Raw genomic sequence first — 19237 nt, forward strand, 5'->3', positions numbered from 1 at the left:
GCCATAGCGGCTGGCCGGTGCGCGGGTTCCGCGCCCCGGCCGTGCCGTCAGGCGGGCTGTGCCACCTTCGGGGCCGAGTCGCGCACGCCCTGGTCGACGTGCTCGGCGAACTGCGCGAAATTCTCGTTGAACAGGTCGACGAGCTTCGCCGCGGTCGTGTCGTAGCCGGCCTTGTCGGTCCAGGTCGCGCGCGGATCGAGGATCGCGCTATCGACGCCCGGCACCGACACCGGCACCTTGAAGCCAAAGTTGGGATCAGTGCGGAACTCGACGTCGTTGAGGCTGCCGTCGAGTGCGGCGTTGAGCAGCGCGCGCGTCGCCTTGATCGGCATGCGGTTACCGACGCCGTACTTGCCGCCCGTCCAGCCGGTGTTGACCAGCCAGCAATCGACCCCGCCCTTCGCGATCCGCTCCTTCAGGAGGTTGCCGTAGACCGACGGGTGGCGCGGCATGAACGGCGCGCCGAAGCACGTCGAGAAGGTCGCGTCAGGCTCGGTCACGCCGATTTCGGTCCCCGCGACGCGCGCGGTATAGCCCGACAGGAAGTGATACATCGCCTGGTCGGGCGTCAGCTTCGCGATCGGCGGCAGCACCCCATAGGCGTCCGCCGTCAGGAAGATGATGTTCTTGGGCACGCCGCCCATATTCTCTTCCGACGAATTCGGAATAAAATCGATCGGATAGGCGCCGCGGCTGTTCTCCGCGAGGCTCGCGTCGTCGAGGTCGAGCGTGCGCGTCACCTGATCCATCACCACGTTCTCGAGCACCGTGCCGAAACGCTTGGTGGTGGCAAAGATCTCGGGCTCGGCATCGGGCGAGAGGCGAATCATCTTGGCGTAGCAACCGCCCTCGAAGTTGAAGACGGCGGTATCCGACCAGCCATGCTCGTCGTCACCGATCAGCGTGCGGCTCGCGTCTGCCGACAGCGTCGTCTTGCCGGTGCCCGACAGGCCGAAGAATACCGCGGTCGACCCGTCGGCGCCCATGTTTGCCGAACAGTGCATCGGCATCACGCCGCTCGGCGGCAGCAGGTAGTTGAGCAGGCCGAACACGCTCTTTTTCATCTCGCCGGCGTATTTGGTGCCGCCGATCAGGATCAGCTTGTCGGTGAAGTTGACCGCGATCACCGTCTCGCTGCGGCAGCCGTGACGCGCCGGGTCCGCGCGGAAGCTCGGGAGATCGATGATCGTATAGTCGGCGACGAAATCCTTGAGCTGCGCCTCTTCCGGGCGGACCAGCATCGTGCGGATGAACAGGTTATGCCAGGCAAGCTCGTTGATGACGCGCACACGCACCCGATGTCCGGGCTGCGACCCGCCGAAGAGGTCCTGGACGAACACGTCCTCCTTCTCGCGCAGGCAGGCGAGGAAATCTTCCTTCAGCGCCGCGAAGTGCGCCGGCTCCATCGCCTTGTTGGACTTGCCCCACCACACCGTGTCGGCGGTTTCGGCATCCTTCACGATGAACTTGTCCTGCGCCGAGCGCCCGGTATGCGCGCCCGTCTCCACCACCAGCGGGCCGTCCGCCGAAAGCTTGCCTTCGCCGCGCGCGACCGCGGCCTCCACCAGTCGCGCGGTAACAAGGTTCCAGTGCAACGTGGCGCGGATCTCGATACCCTGCGTCTCGAGACCGGCGTCAGGAATTCGATCGCTCACGTCCATTTCCCCTAATTCAATCTGCGTGCGTCCGCCCTGCATACGTATGCGGCTTTCCCGTCCGCATATCGGCGAGGGATAAGCGCGTCAAACGCCCGCGGCATTGAGCGCGTCCCTGCTTTGCACTAACTGCGCCGTGATGACGGCTACGATCGCGCTCGTCGATGATGATCGCAACATCCTCACCTCGGTTTCGATCGCGCTCCAGGCCGAGGGCTTCCTGACGCGCGTCTATTCGGATGGCGAGACGGCGCTGAAGGCGCTGGTCGACAATCCCGCCGATCTCGCGATCTTCGACATCAAGATGCCGCGGATGGACGGCCTCGAACTGCTGCGTCGGCTGCGCGAGAAGAGCCGCATCCCGGTGATCTTCCTGACCAGCAAGGACGACGAGCTCGACGAGGCGCTCGGCCTGGCGATGGGAGCGGACGATTATATCGCCAAGCCGTTCAGCCAACGGCTGCTGATCGCGCGCATCCGCGCCATCCTGCGCCGTACCGAACTGACGCAGACGGCCGATCCCGCCGCGGCCGATGCGCAGCCGCCGCTCGAGCGTGGCCGCCTCTCGATGGATCCGGCGCGTCACCGCGTCACCTGGAACGGCGAGGCGGTGACGCTGACCGTCACCGAATTCCTCATCCTCGAAACGCTGGCACAGCGGCCCGGCATCGTGAAGACGCGCAACCAGCTGATGGATGCCGCTTATCAGGACGACATCTACGTCGACGACCGAACGATCGATTCGCACATCAAGCGCGTCCGGCGGAAATTCCGCGAGGTCGATCCCGGGTTCGATTCGATCGAGACATTATATGGTGCCGGATATCGCTTCTCCGAAGAGTGACGGCAGCGATCTGGCGCTGCGCTGGTCCGGGCGCGTCTCGCTCACGCGGCGGATCCTGGCGGTCAACATCTTCGCGTTGCTGATGCTCGCCGGTGGCTTCTTCTATCTCGATTCCTACCGCAGTCGGATCCTCGACAGTCGCGTCGAGCAGGCGATGCGCGAGGCGCGGCTGGTTGCCGAGGCGCTGAGCGCGGCGACGCCCGATCGGCGCGACCTACTGATGCTCCGCCTCGCGCGCGACACCGGCGCCAGGCTGCGCCTCTACGCACCCGACGGCACGATCATCGCCGATACGCGGGCAATGGGCGACCGCAGCTTCTTGCTGCGCGATCCAGACAAAGAGGGCTGGCGCAAACGCGTCGCACGCTTCCTCGATGCCGGGATCGACACCGTGGTAGGCGCGGTCCGCGCGCCGCTCTACCGCGAGCGGCGCGGCGGCATGACGTGGCCCGACGTGCGTACCGCGACCGCCGGACGCGCGTCGGGCACCGTATGGCGCGCGCCCGATCGCACCCCGGTGATCACCGCCGCCGCGCCGCTGGTCAACCGCGCGGGATCGGTGATGACGACGACCAACGCGCGCGACGTGACGCAGACGGTACGCGTCGAGCGCCTGTGGTTGGGCATCGTCCTGCTGATCGTCACGCTGGTGTCGATCCTGCTGTCGCTGTTCCTCGCGCGCACCATCGTCCGCCCGCTGCGCCGCCTTGCGCGCGCGGCGGTACGCGTCCGGCTCGGCCGTGCGCGCGAGGTGGTGGTGCCGCGCCTGCCCGATCGCGGCGACGAGATCGGCATGCTCGCGCGCGCGCTGTCGGACATGAGCCAGGCGCTGCGTGCGCGGATCGACGCGACCGAGGCGTTCGCCGCCGACGTGACGCATGAGCTCAAGAACCCGCTGGCGTCGCTCCGCTCCGCGGTCGACGTGTTCGGCACCGTCGACGACCCTGCGCTGCGGGAACGGTTGCTGACGATCGTGCGCGACGACGTTCACCGGCTCGATCGGCTGATCAGCGACATCTCCGACGCGTCGCGCCTCGACGCACAGCTCAGTCGCGCCAAGTTCGAGCCGCTCGACCTCGCCGCGCTGCTCGCCGCGCTGGTCCGCGCGCGGATCGACCGCGGCGTCGAGCGCGATGTTCGCCTACGCCTGGACATCACCGACGATCGCGCGCTGACGGTCTTCGGCGACGGTGCGCGGCTGGAACGGGTTTTTGCCAATCTCGTCGATAATGCCATCTCCTTCTCGCCTGACGGCGGCACGGTGGCGCTCTCCGCGCTCAACAGCGACGCGGCGCTCGACGTGCGGATCGAGGACGAGGGACCCGGCGTACCCGAGGAGGCGCGCGAGGAAATCTTCCGCCGCTTCCACTCTGTGCGGCCCGATGTCGAGGCGTTCGGCCGGCACTCCGGGCTCGGCCTCGCGATTGCACGCACGATCGTCGAGGCGCATGGGGGCAGCATTCACGTCGAATCGCGCGAAGATCGCCTGGGCGGCGCTCGCTTCGTCGTTCGGCTGCCGCTCAATGACCGGAGTTGACGTGCCTCTACGCGAGACGATTCATGCCTCGACGGTGGCGATCGGCGGCCGCGCCGTGCTGATCCGCGGCGCGTCGGGCAGCGGCAAGTCCGATCTCGCACTGCGCCTCATCGATCGCGGCGCGCAGCTCGTGTCGGACGATTATACCGTGATCGAGGCGCGTGATGGCCAGCTCGTCGCCAGCGCACCGGAGACGATCGCCGGACGGATCGAGGTGCGCGGGCTCGGCATCGTCCCCTGCCCGCCCGCCGACCCAGCCGTGGTCGCGCTTGCCGTCCGCGTCGACGCGCCGCCGCAGCGCATCCCGGAAGCGGAACGTGACATCATCGGCGGGATCGCCATCCCCTGCCTCGCGCTCGATCCCCGCCCCGCCTCCGCACCTCTGCTCGTCGAGCTCGCGCTGAAGCATCGCCTGCCATGAACGATATGCCTGAGATCATGCTCGTCACCGGCCTGTCGGGTGCCGGCAAATCGACCGTCCTGCGCACGCTGGAGGATATCGGCTGGGAAGTGGTCGACAATCTGCCGCTGTCGCTGCTCGATCGGTTGCTCAGCGCCGATACGCCGGCGATTGCGAAGGGCACGTCGCGACCGTTGGCAATTGGGATCGGCGCGGCCACGCGCGATTTCGATCCTGCGCGGATCATCGATCAGGTCGCGCGACTGCGCGATCGCAATGATCTCAAGCTCACCGCGCTGTTCCTCACCTGTGCCACTGACGAGCTCGCGCGGCGCTACGACGAGACGCGTCGGCGCCACCCCTCGGCGCGCGACCGCCCCGCACGCGAGGGGATCGAGCATGAACGGACGCTGCTCGATCCGCTGTGCCGCTGGGCGACCTATCTGGTCGATACCAGCCGCCTCACCGGCGCCGATCTTGCGCAGCGCATCCGGCGCGATTTCACGCGGCCGGGCTTGGGCGAGACGATGCTGTCGGTCACCTCGTTCGGCTTCTCGCGCGGGTTGCCGCCAGATGCGGACCTCGTCTTCGACATGCGCTTCCTGCGCAATCCGTACTGGGACCCGGCGTTGCGGCCGGGCACCGGGCGCGATCCCGCCGTTGCCGCCTATGTTGCCGCGGATCCGGCGTACGAGCCGGCGGTTGCCGCGATCGAGGACCTGCTGCTGCTGCTTCTCCCCCGCTACCACGTGGAGGGCAAGGCGTACGTCAACGTCGCGATCGGCTGTACCGGCGGGAGACACCGGTCGGTGCACGTGGCGGAGCGGATCGCCAAACGGTTGCGTGAGGCAGGATTTTCGCCCACGGTCACGCATCGCGACTTGGCGGCCGTGCCGCATGATACGCTCGAGGGACAGCCGGACCGGCAATGAACGAATTGACGACGCAGATGATCGGGCTGGTGCTCGTCACGCACGGCCGGCTGGCCGACGAGTTCGTGACGGCGATGGAGCATGTCGTCGGCCCGCAGACGCAAGTCCGCACCGTCGCGATCGGGCCAGATGACGACATGGAGGCACGGCGTGCAGACATCCGCGCGGCGATCGCGGAGGTGGATGCCGGGCGCGGCGTGATCGTTCTCACCGATCTGTTCGGCGGCACGCCGTCGAACCTCGCGATCTCGCTGATGGAGCGCGGCCGGATCGAGGTCATCGCTGGCATCAACCTGCCGATGCTGATCCGGCTCGAATCGGCGCGGCGCAAGCTGGGTGTCGCCGCCGCAGTTGCCGCCGCACGCGAGGCAGGACGCAAATACATCTCGGTCGCGTCCGAGGTGCTCGGCGTAGGTGAGGCGGCGGCATGAGCGTGGTGCGCGAGGTGCTCATCGCCAACCGGCGCGGGCTTCATGCGCGCGCCAGCGCGAAGTTCGTGACGCTCGCGACGCAGCAGCCGATCCCCGTCCACGTGGCGAAGGGCGGATCGACCGTTACCGGCACGTCGATCATGGGGTTGATGATGCTCGGCGCGGCGAAGGGCGATACGATCACGATCAGTGCCGAGGGCGATGGCGCCGAGGCGGTGGTGGCGACGATGTGCGATCTCGTCGAGGCGAAGTTCGGCGAGGATTGATCGCAGCCGATGCCGCGGTCGATCACTGCCTATTCCAACCCGCTGGTGAAGCGCGTCCAGGGGTTGCGCGACAAGCGGCACCGGCGTGAGGAGGGCTTGTTCCTCGCCGAAGGGCTGCGCATCCTCACCGAGGCGCGCGAGACGGGGCGTGTGCCGGAACTGATGTTCTACGCCGCCGCGAGCGCGCGGCATCCGCTGGTAATCGCGCTGATCGACGCCGTCGAGGCGGCCGGGGGCGAAGCGATCGAGACGACCGAGGCGATCCTTTCCAAACTGTCGGGCAAGGACAATCCGCAGTCGGTGGTCGGCGCCTTCGCCACGCTCGACACCTCACTCGAGCGGCTCGATCGCACCAATAGCCCCATCTGGCTCGTCGCCGAGCGGCTGCGCGATCCCGGCAACCTCGGCACTATCCTGCGCACCGGCGACGCGGTGGGTGCCGGCGGGCTGATCCTGATCGGCGACAGCGTCGATCCCTTCTCGACCGAGGCGGTACGCGCAAGCATGGGCGCTTTGTTCACTATGCCGCTCGCGCGCACGACGTGGGATGCCTTTCTGCCGTGGCTGCGAAGCGGGCCGGGTCAGCTCGTCGGGCTCAGCCTGCGCACCGACACCGATTATCGCGCGGCGACCTATCAGGCGCCCACCTTCCTCCTCACCGGAAACGAGGCGCAGGGGCTGCCGCGTGAGGCGGAGGACGCGTGCGATCTGCTAGTCAAGCTGCCGATGCGCGGCAAGGCCGACAGCCTGAATGCGGCCGTCGCCACCGCCGTCATGGCCTATCAGGTGCTGAGCCAACACGCGCCGGCGGCAGGAGCGTCCCGATGACCGATCCGACCGACCTTCCCTATCGCCCGTGCGTCGGGATCATGCTGCTCAACCGCGATAGCGACGTGTTCGTCGGGCAGCGGCTCGATTCGACGCTCGAGGCGTGGCAGATGCCGCAGGGCGGGATCGATCCGGGCGAGGAGCCGCTGGCTACCGCGATCCGCGAGCTCGGCGAGGAGACGGGGATCGCGCCCCGCCACGTCGAACTGATCGCCGAGGCGCCGGGAGAGTTCCATTACGATCTACCGCCCGAACTCATCGGCAAGGTGTGGAAGGGCAAATACCGCGGGCAGGTCCAGCGCTGGTTCCTGTTCCGCTTCACCGGGCGTGACAGCGATATCGACATCGAAACGGCGCATCCGGAATTTCGCGCGTGGCGCTGGGCCGCGGCGGACGATCTCCCGACGATCATCGTCCCGTTCAAGCGCGGTCTTTACCAACAGGTTCTGGCCGCCTTCTCGTCTCACCTCACCTGAGCCACGATCCGCCCCCGCACGCTTCATCGCCGCGCGGCGCTGCCATATCATAACGCCGTGCGCCTCGCCCTTCTTCTCGCTGCCCCTTTTTTGCCGTCCGACGAGGCGACGGTCGCCAGCGCCGAGCCCGTAGAGGTGCCCGCCGCGATCCGCGCGATGCTCGATGCCGCGCTCGCTTCGGGCAACGAGGGTGACGTTACGACGATCGTCAAATACGCCCGTACCGCCGACCCGGCGAGCGGTGACGCCGTCGCGAGGATCGCAAACGACTGGCGCGCGGTGCGCGCGCGCGAGCGCCAGACGCGAATCGAGCGCGCCGGCCTGTTCGATCTGTGGACCGGCCGCGCTGAGCTGGGCGGCTTCGTCACCACCGGCAACACCGACAGCGCGGGCGTTACCGGCATCCTCGATCTGACACGCGAGGGCCTCGAATGGCGGCACAAGCTGCGCGCCCAGGCCGATTTCCAGCGCGCGTTCGGCATCACGACGCGCGAACATTATCTCGCGGCGTACGAGCCCAATTGGAAGATCGACGCGCGCCAATATGTCTACGGCGCCGCCCAATATGAGAGCGATCGCTTCTTCGGCTATACCGATCGCTACTCGGCCTCGGCCGGTGCCGGGCTGACCGCGATCCAGCAGCCCTCGATGACGCTCAATCTCGAGCTCGGCCCGGCGTTCCGCCACACCGAATTCACCGACAGCAATGTCGAAAGCAGCATCGCCGCGCGCGGTAGTATCGATTTCGACTGGAAGCTGTCCCCGGGCCTGACGCTGACGCAGGATACGTCGGCCTATCTACAGCGCTTCAACTCGACCATCAGCGGTACGACCGCGATCGCCGCGCGGCTGATCGGGCCGCTATCGGCGCAGGTCAGCTATACCGTCCAATATGAGAGCATGCCGCCGATCGGCCGCGTTTCGACCGACACCACCAGCCGCGCGTCGCTCGTCTATACCTTCTGACCGCCGATGCCGGCGTTCAGCGTCAGCGCAGCCCGCCCGCGAGCAGCTTGTGCAGCTTCGAATGCAGCCCGTCGTTCGCGGCGAGGAATTCGTTGCGCTCGATCGCCCGGTCGCCGCCGCGGAAATCGGTGACGAAGCCGCCGGCTTCCTTGACGAGCAGCATCCCCGCCGCGACATCCCACAGCTTGAGGTCGGATTCCCAATAGCCGTCGAACCGCCCGGCCGCGACCCAGGCGAGATCGAGCGCTGCCGATCCGAGCCGCCGGATGCCCGCCACCTGCGGCGCGATCGCGCCGAAGATTCGCGTCCACTGCGCGAAATCGCCGTGACCCATGAACGGAATTCCCGTCGCGACCAGCGATTCGGTCAGTTCGCGCCGCGATGAGACGCGCAGCCGCTGATCCTGCAACCATGCGCCACGGCCCTTTTCGGCCCAGAAACTCTCATCGGTCAGCGGCTGATAGACGAGTGCCGTCGTGATCTCGCGCTTGCCGCTCGGCATCGGCTCCTCGACCGCGATCGACATCGCGAAATGCGGAATGCCGTGGAGGAAGTTCGATGTACCGTCGAGCGGGTCGACGATGAAGCGCGGCTTGGACGGATCGCCGGCGATCTCGCCGCGCTCCTCCATCAGTAAGCCCCAATCGGGCCGCGCCTTCGACAGCTCCTCGTACAGCGTCTGCTCAGCGCGCTTGTCCGCCATCGTCACGAAGTCCGCCGGCCCCTTGCGGCTGACCTGCAACTGCTGGACTTCGTTGAAGTCGCGGCGCAGCCGCGGCGCGGCCTTGCGCGCGGCGCGCTCGATGACGGAAAAGAGGCCGGAATGGGCTGGCATGATGCTTACCTTCTGCCCGCCCGATCAGAAGGCGGGTCGGGAAGCGGCGCCAATCGGCAGCCGCTTCCATAACAAGTCGAAATCAGTCCGCGCGGCGGACGTAAGTCTGCTCGTACACGTCGACGACGATGCGCGTGCCGCTGGCGATGTGCGGCGGCACCATCACGCGCACGCCATTATCGAGCACCGCCGGCTTGTAGCTCGACGAGGCGGTCTGCCCCTTCACCACCGCGTCCGCCTCGACGATCGTCGCCTCGATCGTGTCGGGCAACTGCACGCTGATGGCTTCCTCCTCGTAGAGTTCCATCACCACGTCCATCCCGTCCTGCAGGAAGGCGGCGGCGTCGCCGAGCAGGTCGCGCGGCAGCGTCACCTGATCATAGGTTTCCTTGTCCATGAAGACGAGCCCGTCGCCGTCGGCGAACAGGAACTGGAAGTCCTTGGTGTCGAGCCGCACGCGCTCCACCGTTTCAGCCGAGCGGAAGCGGACGTTGTTCTTGCGGCCGTCGCGCAGGTTCTTGAGCTCGACCTGCATGTACGCGCCGCCCTTGCCGGGCTGCGTGTGCTGGATCTTCACCGCGCGCCAGATGCCGCCTTCGTACTCGATGATGTTGCCGGGACGGATGTCCACGCCGCTGATCTTCATGGATCTATACCTGCTGGAAAGAGCGATCCGCGCCTCTAGCGGCGCGGCGCCGATCCGGCAAGCAGCGGGTAGGGATTGCGCGGCTCGCCCTGATACCAGCGCTCGCCCGCATGCATCCGGCTGACGCCGAAATGCAGGTGCGTGTTTCCTGCTCCCGCGTTACCAGTATCGCCCACGAAGCCGAGCAGCGTGCCGCGCTTGACGCTAAGCCCTTCCTGGACGCCCGGCGCATAGCCCGCGAGATGCGCGTAATAATAGCTCCACGCGCGATCTGGCGACCGTACGTAGAGCGTGGTCCCGCCAGCGACGCTGCCGAACAGCTTTTCTACCGTCCCTGGTGCGGCGGCGACGACCGGTGTGCCGCCCGGCGCCGGGATGTCGATCGCCTGATGCGTGCGCAGCCCCCCTGCCCGGCTGTGCCCCCAGGTATCGACCAACGCCTCTGCCCGGACGCCGGCCACCGGCACGGCGAGCGGCGCGCCGACGGTCGGCAAAGCCGGCGGCGATGCCGGTGCGACGCGCCCCGGCTCGGCTTCTCGAACCGCTGAGCCGCCGCCGAACGACACCATCGAGGCGAAGCCGGCGAGCATCAGCACGATCAGCCCGAGGATCGTCGCACCGAGCCTGGTCACGGCATCACGCCTGGAAGATCACCGGCGTTCCGGATTTCACCATCAGCGCGACGCGCGCCGCATCCCAGTTCGTCAGCCGCACGCATCCGTTGCTCTCGGTGCGGCCGATCTTCTCCGGATCGGGCGTGCCGTGGATGCCGTAATGTTCGCGGCTGAGATCGATCCACACCACGCCAACCGGGTTGTTGGGGCCCGGCGGAATGATCTGCGCCTGCTTGCTGTCGCTGACGCGCTTCAGGATCTTTGGGTTCATCTTCCAATCGGGATTGGGCGAGACGTGCAGCACCTTCCAATTGCCGATCGGCAGCGGGTCGCTCGCCGATCCGATCGTCGCGCTATACTGTCCGATCAACCGCCCCTGCGCATCATAGGCCCGCAGCAGCTTGTCGGACTTGTCGACGACGATCTTGTCGGCCTTGGGCGCGGCGGCATCGACGTTAAGCTGCGCCAGCGTCTGGCGCCACTGCGGCGTGGCGTCGTCGGGGTAGGCGCGTGACGTCGGCAGCGCGTTGGGGAACACCATCTTCTGCCCCGCCGCGAGTTGCGCGCCCGGGTTGAGCGCAGCGAGCACCGCCGGCGTGGTGTGGAACATTTCGGCCAGCTTCTCGACCGGCGCCGAGTAGAACATGCCGTCGAGCTTGGCCTGATCGGCATAATCCTTTGGGATCGTCTGGACGAACGGCCCCGCCAGCGCGCGCTGATCGACCGTCAGCGTCACCGTCGGCCGGACCGAGCGATACGGATAAAGCGCGCGCAGCGTCGCCTGGTCTGTCTTCCCTGTCACCGGCAAGCCGCGCGACTGCTGGAAGCCCTTGAGTGCATTGACGAGCGACATGCCGCCACGCCCGTCGAGTACGCCCGGCCCAAAGCCGAGCTTATCGAGGATCACCTGGACGTGAAGAATCGAGCGATCGATCGGCGGCGCCGGCGTCGTCTGCGGTGCGGGGGTCGCCGCACCACGCTGCTGCTGCGCGATCGCAACGCCGGTGAGCAGGCTGCTCGCCGCGAATGCGATGACGAATTTCTTCATGCTCGATCCTCCACTGATACGCTGCGTCCCCAACGGCCTGCGCCGCAAGTGGTTTCGCTCGCGTAGCGAATGGCGAGCGGTTTCAGCCGAGCAATGCGGCGAAGGAACGGATCGCGGCGGCCTCGTCGCCGCCCCAGACGGCGTTCGATACGGCAATGAAGTCCGCACCCGCCGCCACGAGCGGGGCGGCATTGTCGGGCGTAATCCCGCCGATCGCGACGCACGGCAACTCGAACAGCGCCGACCACCACGATAGGATCACCGGCTCGGGCCGGTGCTTCACCGTCTTGGTTACCGTGGGATAGAAGCTGCCGAAGGCGACGTAATCGGCGCCCGCGTCGCCCGCCTCCATCGCAAGATGGCGGCTGTCGTGGCACGTCACGCCGATCTGCACGTTGGGGCCAAGCAGCGCGCGTGCCTCGCGCGGATCGCCGTCGTCCTGCCCCAGGTGCACGCCATCCGCGCCGATCCGCTTGGCGAGGCTGGCGCTGTCGTTGACGATGAACGCGACGTCACGATCGGCGCAAATGCGCTGCAGCGGTTCGGCCAGCCGGGCGGCGTCATGCTGGTTGACGTCCTTCACGCGGAACTGGAACGCCGCGACGGGGCCGGCGTCGAGCGCGCGCGAGAGTCGATCCGCGAAGCCGCCCGTCACGTCCAGCGGTGAGACGAGGTACAGCTGGCATGGCGGACGGCGATCGTCGCGTCGGAACGAGGCGGCGAAATCTGGATCGAGCGGGCCGAGGGGATCGTCAGTCATCCCCTGCCGGTAGCCCCCCCGTGTCTGCTACGGAAGCCGCCAGTTCGGATGGCTGGCGGGTTCATCGCGCCGTCAGCCTTCGCCGGCATAACTGGCTTGATGCACTCACCCTTGCTCATCGCGGTCCAACTCTCGGCTCTGTTATCAGCCGCGTCGGCTTCTGCCGTCGCGCCGTTAGGGCAGGCGCGCCCAATCGGCGAACTGCGGGTAACCCCGCTTCGTGTGATCGAAGATAGCCGCGGCCCTCCTCGGGTCGCCTGCATATGGGCCGGCCGGCTGATCGTACGCACACGCATCGAACGGCACGGTACGCGGATCGAACGCGACCTCACGCTCGGAGCGCCGGACACGAACGGACTTGGCGTTGTCCTAGACGAAGTCACCGGCGGAAGAGCCGTGAAGGGCGAGCAGCGGCGGCGCTATCGCTTTCACTTCGCGGCGAGCTAACCGTCAGGGACGACCAGCACCCGTTCAGCGACGGGATGAGCAACTACACCGCTTCACCAGACGTACTAACATCACACGATTGTTGGATGCGTCATGAAAACCGTCACCCGTAGCGCCACGTTCGCCCTCGCCATCGTTCTGGCGGGCTGCGCAGCGGCGCCGTCCAGGCTGGCGACCCCTGCCGCGCCCGCGTACATCCCGCCCGTCACCGCGCCTGCCACGCTGAACGCGTCGGCAGCCCTCGCCGCGGCGGCCGCGACCGTCACCAATCCGCGCGTCGGCGGCGCGGCGATGCTCGGCACGCGCACGATCGCGGACAATTGCGCCGCGGCCCCGAACCTTCGTACCCTGTCGCGCGCCATCGCATCGGCCGAGACGCGGTCGACCCTCGCCGCGCCCGGCCCGATCACCGTTTTTGCGCCGACCGATCAGGCGTTCGACCGGCTGGCGGTGGGCGCGGTCGACCAGCTGCTCGCACTTACAAACCGGCCAACGTTGCAGCGGCTGGTCGCCTATCACGTCGTGCCCGGCGCGATCACGCTCGACCAGCTTCGCGCCCGTGTCGCGGCGAGCGGGGGCGCGGCCCGACTGACAACGGTCGAGGGCGATCCGCTCACCGTCACGCGCGACGGGGAGGCGGTGGTGCTCACCGACGTCAACGGCAACAAGAGCTTCGTCGAGACGCCCGACGTGCAGCAGACCAACGGCATCGTCCACGTCGTGAACGGCGTGCTAGTGCCTCGACTCGGCTGATCAGCCGGTCCAGCGCGCCGCGGCGTCCGCGTCCGTGGCGCGCGGCTCGACCCAGCGATCGGCCTCGCCCACCGTCTCGCGCTTCCAGAACGGCGCATCGGTCTTCAGTCGGTCGATCAGATAGGCGCATGCTTCGAGCGCCGCGCCGCGATGCGCCGCAGCGGCCGCGACAAATACGATACGATCACCTGGCACCATTGGGCCGACGCGGTGGACGATTGTTACCGCGGCAAGCGACCAGCGCGTCGTCGCCGCCCGCGCCAGCGCCTCGAGCGCTGCCTCGGTCGCGCCCGGATAATGCTCCAGCGTCAGCACGCGCACCCCGTCGTCGGCCCGTACCAGCCCGGTAAAGGTCGCGACGGCGCCGCCTTGCTCGGCCAGCGCCATTTCGGCCGCGACATCGATCGGCGCCGGATCGACGCGGATGCGAATCATCCGCCCGTCACCGGTGGAAAGATCGCGATCTCACGCGCGCCGGCGATCGGCGTGTCAAGCGCGACGAACGCCTGATCGCGCGCCGCACGCAGTCGCGCCAGGTCGGCAAACGCTGCGGCATGGCCAGCGCTCCGATCGGCTAGCCAGTCGATCAACTGCGCTATCGTCTCGACGTCGCCAGGCGGGCACACCTCCTCCTCGCCCGTACCGATCCGCTCGCGTACCCACGCGAAATATACCATCCGCATCGTCAATCCATGTGCTTCAGGCCGACGCGCAGGTAATCCCACCCCGTCACCATCGTCAGCGCGGCGGCGCTCCACAGCGACACGAGCCCCGCGAGCTTGATCCATTCGAGTGCCGGCAGTGCGCCCGCCAGGATCAGCGCACCGAAGGCGACGAGCTGCAGCGTCGTCTTCCACTTGGCGAGTTGCGACACCGGCAGCGACACCTGCAGCCCGGCAAGGAACTCGCGCAGCCCCGATACCGCGATCTCGCGCAGCAGGATGACGAGCGCCGGGATGATATGGATGCCGGTGATTGCCGCGACATCGTCGTGCCGCGTTCCCACCAGCATCAGGATCACCGCCGCCACCATGATCTTGTCGGCGATCGGATCGAGGAACACGCCCAGTCGCGACACCGCGCCCTGCGCGCGTGCGAGATAGCCGTCGAAATAGTCGGTGATGCCCATCAGGCAGTAGAGCGCGAAGGCGAGCGCAAACCCCGCCTCCCACGTCGGCCACCACAATAAAGCCACCAAGGCCGGCACCGCGACGATGCGCGACAAGGTGAGCAGGTTGGGCAGCGTGAGCACGATCCGCGACTTAGCCACCCCGGCGGTCCGCGCAACCCCGGCTGCGCGGGGTTGGCAGCGCTGGCGAGGGCACGCTATGCCGCCCCGATACAGCCACAACCGGGCGCATTTCCGTCATGATCAATGCCCTTGGGCTTCTTAAACGACGACATTTCCTGCCGCTTTTCGTCACCCAGTTCCTGGGCGCCTTCAACGACAATCTTTTCAAGACCTCGATGGTCCTGTTCGCGACCTATCAGATCTTTGCCGATGAAGCGCAGGAAAGCTTCTTCAACGCGCTGGCCGCCGCGCTCTTCATCCTTCCTTTCTTCCTGCTCTCCGCGCTGTCCGGGCAACTTGCCGACAGCACCGACAAGGCGCGAATCATCCGGATGGTGAAGATCGCCGAGTTCGGCATCATGGCGCTAGGCTGCGGCGGGCTGCTGCTCGCGCGGACCGGGCAGGTGACGCTGCCGGTGGTGATGATGCTTGGCGCGGTCGTCGGGCTGGGCATTCACTCGACCTTCTTCGGCCCGATCAAATACGCCATCCTGCCGCAACACCTCGAGGAGGGCGACGTACTGGGCGGCACCGGGCTGGTGGAAGCGGGCACCTACCTGTCGATCCTGCTCGGCACGATCCTGGCAGGCTTCATCTACCACTCGATCGCAACGGTGGCGGCGGTCACCTTTGTGGTGGCACTGCTTGGGTACATCACCGCGCGCATGGTCCCCCCTGCCCCCCGCCTTGGCCCACCGCTGACGCTCGATCTCAATCCGTTCCGCGCGTCGTGGAACCTCATTGCCGCGACGATGCACATTCCGCGGCTATTCCTCGCGATCTGCGCGATCAGCTTCTTCTGGACGATCGGCTCGGTGCTGGTGGTGATCTTCCCGCCATTGGTGAAGAACGTGCTTACCGCCGATGCCAGCGTTGCCAGCCTCGTGCTCGCAATCTTCTCGGTCGGCGTCGCGATCGGCTCGGTCGTCATCAACCTGATGCTGCGCGGGCATATCTCGGCGCGCTTCTCGCCTGCCTCGGTGATCGCAATGGGCGGGGCGGTGATCGCCTTCTGGTTCGTCGTCAACGGCTGGGAGGCGGCACCCGCGGGCACACTCTACGACATCCCCGCGTTCATCGCGCACCCGGGCGCGCCACTGGTGCTGCTTGCGCTTCTGTTTGTAGCGATCTTCGGCGGCATGTTTGTGGTGCCGCTGTATGCGTTCCTCACCACGACCGTTGCCAAGGATCAGACTGCGCGCACCGTCGCGGCGAACAACGTCGTCAATGCCGGGGCGATGACGATCGGATCGGTCGCAGTCGCCGGCGTCACCGCGTTGGGCGCGACGGCGAGCCAGCTGTTGCTGCTGGTCGCCGGCATGTGCGTGATCTCGGCGTGGATCGCGCAGCGGCTGCACCGCGCCTGCGACTGAACGTCACATGATAAGCGTATAGAAGCACACGAAAAAGGCGGTGAAACTCAATACGAAGAGCTTAAGATCCTGATCGTCGTTGCGCGCGGCGGCAGGGGCCGGCGGCGGCGGCAGCGTGCGACGAAGCGGGTGCCGTGCGGTGCCGTTGGCGGGAATCATCGGGTGCTTCATGGTCGCGGATTAACGCCTTGTTTACGATTTCGCCCAGTGGATTTCCGGTGCAATTTGCCGCTGTCCGAAGATGGCACAGGAGACGATGATGCCTTTGTACGAATTTCGCGGTCAGCGACCGACCTGTCACGACACTGCCTGGGTCGCCCCCAGCGCTGATATCGTCGGCGACGTCCGCCTCGCACAGGACACCAGCGTGTGGTTCGGGGCGGTGATCCGCGGCGACAATACGACGATCCCGATCGGTGCGCGCAGCAACATCCAGGAAGGCGCGATGCTGCATTCCGATCCCGGTTCACCGCTGACGGTGGGAGAGGATTGCACGATCGGCCATCATGCGATCCTGCACGGCTGCACGATCGGCAACCGGGTGCTCATCGGTATGGGCGCAACCGTCCTCAACCGTGCCGTCATCGCAGACGACTGCATCGTCGGCGCCAATGCGTTGGTGACGGAGGGCAAGAGCTTCCCGCCCGGCAGCCTCATCGTCGGCAGCCCAGCGCGCGCCGTGAAGCAGCTCGACGAGCGCGCGATTTCTGGCCTCAAGGTCTCCGCCGCTCATTACGTCGAGAATGCCCGCGCCGCGGCGAGCGGGCTGAAGCGCGTGGACTGACCGCTGCTTTAACGAGCGTTCAGATCGACGTCGGAACGCGCTGGACAGGTCGGATCGCAAACGACATAACCTTGTTTATGTCCGTTCCCGCGATCCTATCCCGCCTGCGCCTGCCGATCATCGGCTCGCCGCTGTTCATCATTTCCGGCCCCGATCTGGTGATCGCGCAGTGCAAGGCAGGGATCGTCGGATCCTTCCCGGCGCTCAACGCGCGGCCGCAGGGGCTGCTCGACGAATGGCTGCATCGCATCACCGAGGAACTAGCCGCGCATAACCGCGCCAATCCCGATCGCCCTGCCGCACCGTTCGCGGTCAACCAGATCGTCCACAAGTCGAACGATCGGCTCGATGCCGATCTTGCCACCTGCGAGAAGTGGCAAGTGCCGATCACGATCACCTCGCTCGGCGCGCGCGAGGAGCTCAACCAAGCGGTGCACGGTTGGGGCGGCATCACCTTCCACGACGTGATCGACGATCGGTTCGCGCGCAAGGCGATCGAGAAGGGCGCCGACGGGCTGATCCCGGTGGCAAGTGGCGCCGGCGGGCACGCGGGGCGGCTCTCGCCGTTCGCGATCGTCAGCGAGATCCGCCAGTGGTTCGATGGGCCCGTCGCGCTGTCGGGCTCGATCGCCACGGGTGATGCGGTGCTCGCGGCGCAGGCGATGGGCGCGGACTTCGCCTATATCGGATCGCCCTTTATCGCGACTGCGGAGGCGAATGCCGACGAAGGATACAAGCAGGGCATCGTCGAGGGCCGCGCGTCGGACATCGTCTATTCGAACCTCTTCACCGGGGTTCACGGCAACTATCTGCGCGGCTCGATCGAGCGCGCCGGGCTCGATCCCGACAATCTGCCCGAGGGCGACTATAAGACGATGAATTTCGGCCAGGGCGACAATGCGCCGAAGGCCAAAGCCTGGCGCGACATTTGGGGCTCGGGCCAGGGCATCGGCGCGGTCGAGAAGGTCGAGAGCGTCGCCGACCGGATCGACCGGATGGAGCGCCAGTACAACGCTGCCAAGGCAAGGATCGGGCTCGCCGCCTGATCGGAGCCGACTATCGTGGCGGGTCGGCGCTTAGTGCGTCGACCAGCCGGCCGGCATCCTCGCCGTCTTGAACGATCAGCCACTGCCCGGGTCGCCGCGTATCGATCACCGCCACGCCGTGCTTCGGACATAACCCGAGGCATTTGGTTTCGATCACGCCGATATCCGCCTTGCGGCCCTTGCCGAAGCCCGGCTCGCCGTGCAGCGCAGTCGCGAGCCGGTCGCGGCCCTTGGCGCCGAACCCGCCGCCAATCTTCTTCGAACATTTGCCGCATACAAGCAGCGCGGCGCGCCAGTGCGATCGCGCGTGCTTCACGCTGGCTTCCAGCTCCGTCGCTCTTCGGCGGTTCGCAGGACGTCATAGGCCGCCTGGATTGCTTGGAACCGCGTTGCGGCCTCGGCATCGCCCGGCCGTACATCGGGGTGGTTCGACTTGGCGAGGCGCCGCCACGCGGTACGGATATCCTCGAAGCTCGCGTTGCTCTCAAGATCCAACACTTCGAGCGCGCGCATCTCGTCACGCGAGCGCGTGCCGTCGCCCGCGCCACCCCAGCCATAATGCCGCGCCTGTTCGAAGCCTGACGCGTCGCGTCGCTCGTTCTGCTCGCGCGCGGCGGCCTCCTCGGCGTTCAGGCCCTCGAAGTAATTGTAGCCGCGGTTGTACTCGCCGGCGTGTTGCTGGCAAAAATACCAGCGTTCCGGGCTGTTGGGCGATTTGGGCGCCGGGCAATTGCCCGGTTCCTCGCAGCCGTGCCGGTCGCACAGACGCACCGTTGTCGCCTCACGCTCGGCGCCATAAGGCCGCCAGCGAGGGAAACCCCAGTCGTTCGAACGGGAAGAACGCGTCATCGCGGTGCATCTAGCGATTGCGACACGAAGGTTAAAGCGGCGCACGCGCGGACGATGACACCAGAGGGCCTGTAAGCCGGGTTCTGTCCATCCCTTGCGGGATTGGGCGACCATTCCTCTAGGCGCGCCGTTGCCGACGCGCTCAAGCAACCAACCCGGGCGACGGGCGGGAACACGCCCCGGGGCATGAAGCCCCATGTCGCCCCTATTCGGTCTTGCTCCCGGTGGGGTTTGCCATGCCGCCGCCGTTGCCGGAAGCGCGGTGCGCTCTTGCCGCACCCTTTCACCCTTGCCCGGCCGAAGCCTTCATCCGAAGATTGGGCGGTCTGCTCTCTGTGGCACTTTCCCTGGGGTCACCCCCGGCGGGTGTTACCCGCCACCGTCGTTCCGCGGAGCCCGGACTTTCCTCGGCGTGCGATGAAGCACGACGCGGTCGCCCGGCCCTCTGGTGTCGGC

25 protein-coding genes and 1 other RNA gene are annotated in these 19237 nt (G+C 67.0%); 13 read left to right on the forward strand and 13 right to left on the reverse strand.

Annotated elements, in window-relative coordinates; genetic code table 11:
- Positions 1 to 47: 47 nt before the first annotated feature.
- Entirely contained in the window at positions 48 to 1661 is a 1614-nt protein-coding gene (locus F1C10_RS04520) for a phosphoenolpyruvate carboxykinase (RefSeq protein WP_185209162.1), read from the reverse strand.
- 133 nt (positions 1662 to 1794) lie between these two features.
- Between F1C10_RS04520 and F1C10_RS04525 the strand changes: the two genes are divergently transcribed.
- From F1C10_RS04525 to F1C10_RS04565, 9 genes are read left to right on the forward strand one after another with little or no spacing between them, the layout of a single operon-like run.
- On the forward strand, positions 1795 to 2499 hold the full coding sequence (locus tag F1C10_RS04525; protein ID WP_085809702.1) for a response regulator transcription factor: 705 nt from the start codon (positions 1795 to 1797) through the stop codon (positions 2497 to 2499).
- Complete coding sequence (locus F1C10_RS04530; RefSeq protein ID WP_185209164.1) at positions 2468 to 4036, forward strand: stimulus-sensing domain-containing protein; 1569 nt, start codon at positions 2468 to 2470, stop codon at positions 4034 to 4036. Before F1C10_RS04525 ends, F1C10_RS04530 begins: the two co-directional genes overlap by 32 nt.
- A 1-nt stretch (position 4037) precedes the next feature.
- The gene (locus tag F1C10_RS04535) at positions 4038 to 4457 is read left to right on the forward strand and encodes an HPr kinase/phosphorylase (RefSeq protein ID WP_258043063.1); all 420 of its coding nucleotides are present in this window, start codon (positions 4038 to 4040) and stop codon (positions 4455 to 4457) included.
- Positions 4454 to 5368 carry an RNase adapter RapZ gene (rapZ, locus tag F1C10_RS04540; protein ID WP_185209168.1) on the forward strand — a complete coding sequence of 305 codons (915 nt, stop codon included), beginning with the start codon at positions 4454 to 4456 and terminating at the stop codon, positions 5366 to 5368. The genes F1C10_RS04535 and rapZ overlap by 4 nt, the downstream gene beginning before the upstream one ends.
- Positions 5369 to 5385: 17 nt before the next feature.
- Complete coding sequence (locus F1C10_RS04545; RefSeq protein ID WP_185210071.1) at positions 5386 to 5799, forward strand: PTS sugar transporter subunit IIA; 414 nt, start codon at positions 5386 to 5388, stop codon at positions 5797 to 5799.
- Positions 5796 to 6065 carry an HPr family phosphocarrier protein gene (locus tag F1C10_RS04550; protein ID WP_085809705.1) on the forward strand — a complete coding sequence of 90 codons (270 nt, stop codon included), beginning with the start codon at positions 5796 to 5798 and terminating at the stop codon, positions 6063 to 6065. Before F1C10_RS04545 ends, F1C10_RS04550 begins: the two co-directional genes overlap by 4 nt.
- A 9-nt stretch (positions 6066 to 6074) precedes the next feature.
- Positions 6075 to 6893, forward strand: coding sequence for an RNA methyltransferase (locus F1C10_RS04555; RefSeq protein ID WP_185209170.1), 819 nt, complete (start codon positions 6075 to 6077; stop codon positions 6891 to 6893).
- A complete protein-coding gene (locus F1C10_RS04560; RefSeq protein ID WP_185209172.1) occupies positions 6890 to 7369 on the forward strand; it encodes an RNA pyrophosphohydrolase in 480 nt (159 codons plus the stop codon). The genes F1C10_RS04555 and F1C10_RS04560 overlap by 4 nt, the downstream gene beginning before the upstream one ends.
- A 57-nt stretch (positions 7370 to 7426) precedes the next feature.
- Positions 7427 to 8335: a YdiY family protein gene (locus F1C10_RS04565; protein ID WP_258043064.1), complete on the forward strand. Its 909-nt coding sequence runs from the start codon at positions 7427 to 7429 to the stop codon at positions 8333 to 8335.
- A 22-nt stretch (positions 8336 to 8357) separates the two neighbouring features.
- On the opposite strand, the gene F1C10_RS04570 is transcribed toward F1C10_RS04565, so the two are convergent.
- From F1C10_RS04570 to thiE, 5 genes are all read right to left on the reverse strand, one after another.
- Positions 8358 to 9170 (reverse strand): inositol monophosphatase family protein, encoded by an 813-nt coding sequence (locus F1C10_RS04570; RefSeq protein WP_185209174.1) that lies wholly within the window; start codon positions 9168 to 9170, stop codon positions 8358 to 8360.
- 82 nt (positions 9171 to 9252) lie between these two features.
- Positions 9253 to 9816 (reverse strand): elongation factor P, encoded by a 564-nt coding sequence (gene efp, locus F1C10_RS04575; protein WP_085809709.1) that lies wholly within the window; start codon positions 9814 to 9816, stop codon positions 9253 to 9255.
- Positions 9817 to 9851: 35 nt separating this feature from the next.
- Positions 9852 to 10448, reverse strand: coding sequence for a M23 family metallopeptidase (locus F1C10_RS04580; protein ID WP_185209176.1), 597 nt, complete (start codon positions 10446 to 10448; stop codon positions 9852 to 9854).
- Positions 10449 to 10452: 4 nt separating this feature from the next.
- Positions 10453 to 11478: a L,D-transpeptidase family protein gene (locus tag F1C10_RS04585; RefSeq protein ID WP_185209177.1), complete on the reverse strand. Its 1026-nt coding sequence runs from the start codon at positions 11476 to 11478 to the stop codon at positions 10453 to 10455.
- An 82-nt stretch (positions 11479 to 11560) separates the two neighbouring features.
- Complete coding sequence (gene thiE, locus F1C10_RS04590; RefSeq protein ID WP_185209179.1) at positions 11561 to 12238, reverse strand: thiamine phosphate synthase; 678 nt, start codon at positions 12236 to 12238, stop codon at positions 11561 to 11563.
- A gap of 540 nt (positions 12239 to 12778) precedes the next feature.
- Here thiE and F1C10_RS04595 point away from each other — a divergent pair.
- The gene (locus F1C10_RS04595) at positions 12779 to 13438 is read left to right on the forward strand and encodes a fasciclin domain-containing protein (protein ID WP_185209181.1); all 660 of its coding nucleotides are present in this window, start codon (positions 12779 to 12781) and stop codon (positions 13436 to 13438) included.
- On the opposite strand, the gene F1C10_RS04600 is transcribed toward F1C10_RS04595, so the two are convergent.
- The 3 genes from F1C10_RS04600 to pgsA are packed head-to-tail and all read right to left on the reverse strand — an operon-like array spanning position 13439 to position 14690.
- Positions 13439 to 13873: a molybdenum cofactor biosynthesis protein MoaE gene (locus F1C10_RS04600; protein WP_185209183.1), complete on the reverse strand. Its 435-nt coding sequence runs from the start codon at positions 13871 to 13873 to the stop codon at positions 13439 to 13441.
- A complete protein-coding gene (locus tag F1C10_RS04605) occupies positions 13870 to 14121 on the reverse strand; it encodes a MoaD/ThiS family protein (protein ID WP_185209185.1) in 252 nt (83 codons plus the stop codon). The genes F1C10_RS04600 and F1C10_RS04605 overlap by 4 nt, the downstream gene beginning before the upstream one ends.
- A gap of 2 nt (positions 14122 to 14123) precedes the next feature.
- Positions 14124 to 14690, reverse strand: a complete 567-nt coding sequence (pgsA, locus tag F1C10_RS04610; protein ID WP_085809716.1) for a CDP-diacylglycerol--glycerol-3-phosphate 3-phosphatidyltransferase — start codon at positions 14688 to 14690, stop codon at positions 14124 to 14126.
- A 116-nt stretch (positions 14691 to 14806) separates the two neighbouring features.
- Between pgsA and F1C10_RS04615 the strand changes: the two genes are divergently transcribed.
- Positions 14807 to 16102 carry an MFS transporter gene (locus F1C10_RS04615; RefSeq protein WP_185209187.1) on the forward strand — a complete coding sequence of 432 codons (1296 nt, stop codon included), beginning with the start codon at positions 14807 to 14809 and terminating at the stop codon, positions 16100 to 16102.
- Positions 16103 to 16105: 3 nt separating this feature from the next.
- Here the strand turns inward: F1C10_RS04615 and F1C10_RS04620 are convergent, their stop codons facing one another.
- The gene (locus F1C10_RS04620) at positions 16106 to 16273 is read right to left on the reverse strand and encodes a hypothetical protein (protein WP_185209189.1); all 168 of its coding nucleotides are present in this window, start codon (positions 16271 to 16273) and stop codon (positions 16106 to 16108) included.
- An 88-nt stretch (positions 16274 to 16361) separates the two neighbouring features.
- Here F1C10_RS04620 and F1C10_RS04625 point away from each other — a divergent pair, with 88 nt between their 5' ends.
- Together F1C10_RS04625 and F1C10_RS04630 are read left to right on the forward strand one after the other, a co-directional pair.
- Positions 16362 to 16886, forward strand: a complete 525-nt coding sequence (locus F1C10_RS04625; protein ID WP_185209190.1) for a gamma carbonic anhydrase family protein — start codon at positions 16362 to 16364, stop codon at positions 16884 to 16886.
- Between the two features lie 77 nt (positions 16887 to 16963).
- A complete protein-coding gene (locus F1C10_RS04630) occupies positions 16964 to 17932 on the forward strand; it encodes a nitronate monooxygenase family protein (protein WP_185209192.1) in 969 nt (322 codons plus the stop codon).
- Positions 17933 to 17942: 10 nt separating this feature from the next.
- Here the strand turns inward: F1C10_RS04630 and F1C10_RS04635 are convergent, their stop codons facing one another.
- The 3 genes from F1C10_RS04635 to rnpB all read right to left on the reverse strand — a co-directional run bounded on the left by F1C10_RS04635 (position 17943) and on the right by rnpB (position 19230).
- Positions 17943 to 18248 carry a (2Fe-2S) ferredoxin domain-containing protein gene (locus tag F1C10_RS04635; protein ID WP_185209194.1) on the reverse strand — a complete coding sequence of 102 codons (306 nt, stop codon included), beginning with the start codon at positions 18246 to 18248 and terminating at the stop codon, positions 17943 to 17945.
- Entirely contained in the window at positions 18245 to 18781 is a 537-nt protein-coding gene (locus F1C10_RS04640; RefSeq protein WP_185209196.1) for a J domain-containing protein, read from the reverse strand. Before F1C10_RS04640 ends, F1C10_RS04635 begins: the two co-directional genes overlap by 4 nt.
- A 56-nt stretch (positions 18782 to 18837) precedes the next feature.
- An RNA gene (gene rnpB / locus F1C10_RS04645) (RNase P RNA component class A) lies at positions 18838 to 19230 on the reverse strand.
- Positions 19231 to 19237: the final 7 nt, after the last annotated feature.

Source organism: Sphingomonas sp. NBWT7 (assembly GCF_014217605.1).
Lineage (GTDB): Bacteria > Pseudomonadota > Alphaproteobacteria > Sphingomonadales > Sphingomonadaceae > Sphingomonas.

Bases quoted from the DNA above. Each gene is read 5' to 3' on its own strand.
- F1C10_RS04520 (WP_185209162.1), bottom strand. From the start codon at position 1,661: ATGGACGTGAGCGATCGAATTCCTGACGCCGGTCTCGAGACGCAGGGT.
- F1C10_RS04525 (WP_085809702.1), top strand. From the start codon at position 1,795: ATGACGGCTACGATCGCGCTCGTCGATGATGATCGCAACATCCTCACC.
- F1C10_RS04530 (WP_185209164.1), top strand. From the start codon at position 2,468: ATGGTGCCGGATATCGCTTCTCCGAAGAGTGACGGCAGCGATCTGGCG.
- rapZ (WP_185209168.1), top strand. From the start codon at position 4,454: ATGAACGATATGCCTGAGATCATGCTCGTCACCGGCCTGTCGGGTGCC.
- F1C10_RS04545 (WP_185210071.1), top strand. From the start codon at position 5,386: ATGATCGGGCTGGTGCTCGTCACGCACGGCCGGCTGGCCGACGAGTTC.
- F1C10_RS04550 (WP_085809705.1), top strand. From the start codon at position 5,796: ATGAGCGTGGTGCGCGAGGTGCTCATCGCCAACCGGCGCGGGCTTCAT.
- F1C10_RS04555 (WP_185209170.1), top strand. From the start codon at position 6,075: ATGCCGCGGTCGATCACTGCCTATTCCAACCCGCTGGTGAAGCGCGTC.
- F1C10_RS04560 (WP_185209172.1), top strand. From the start codon at position 6,890: ATGACCGATCCGACCGACCTTCCCTATCGCCCGTGCGTCGGGATCATG.
- F1C10_RS04570 (WP_185209174.1), bottom strand. From the start codon at position 9,170: ATGCCAGCCCATTCCGGCCTCTTTTCCGTCATCGAGCGCGCCGCGCGC.
- efp (WP_085809709.1), bottom strand. From the start codon at position 9,816: ATGAAGATCAGCGGCGTGGACATCCGTCCCGGCAACATCATCGAGTAC.
- F1C10_RS04585 (WP_185209177.1), bottom strand. From the start codon at position 11,478: ATGAAGAAATTCGTCATCGCATTCGCGGCGAGCAGCCTGCTCACCGGC.
- thiE (WP_185209179.1), bottom strand. From the start codon at position 12,238: ATGACTGACGATCCCCTCGGCCCGCTCGATCCAGATTTCGCCGCCTCG.
- F1C10_RS04595 (WP_185209181.1), top strand. From the start codon at position 12,779: ATGAAAACCGTCACCCGTAGCGCCACGTTCGCCCTCGCCATCGTTCTG.
- F1C10_RS04600 (WP_185209183.1), bottom strand. From the start codon at position 13,873: ATGATTCGCATCCGCGTCGATCCGGCGCCGATCGATGTCGCGGCCGAA.
- F1C10_RS04605 (WP_185209185.1), bottom strand. From the start codon at position 14,121: ATGCGGATGGTATATTTCGCGTGGGTACGCGAGCGGATCGGTACGGGC.
- F1C10_RS04615 (WP_185209187.1), top strand. From the start codon at position 14,807: ATGATCAATGCCCTTGGGCTTCTTAAACGACGACATTTCCTGCCGCTT.
- F1C10_RS04620 (WP_185209189.1), bottom strand. From the start codon at position 16,273: ATGAAGCACCCGATGATTCCCGCCAACGGCACCGCACGGCACCCGCTT.
- F1C10_RS04625 (WP_185209190.1), top strand. From the start codon at position 16,362: ATGCCTTTGTACGAATTTCGCGGTCAGCGACCGACCTGTCACGACACT.
- F1C10_RS04630 (WP_185209192.1), top strand. From the start codon at position 16,964: ATGTCCGTTCCCGCGATCCTATCCCGCCTGCGCCTGCCGATCATCGGC.
- F1C10_RS04640 (WP_185209196.1), bottom strand. From the start codon at position 18,781: ATGACGCGTTCTTCCCGTTCGAACGACTGGGGTTTCCCTCGCTGGCGG.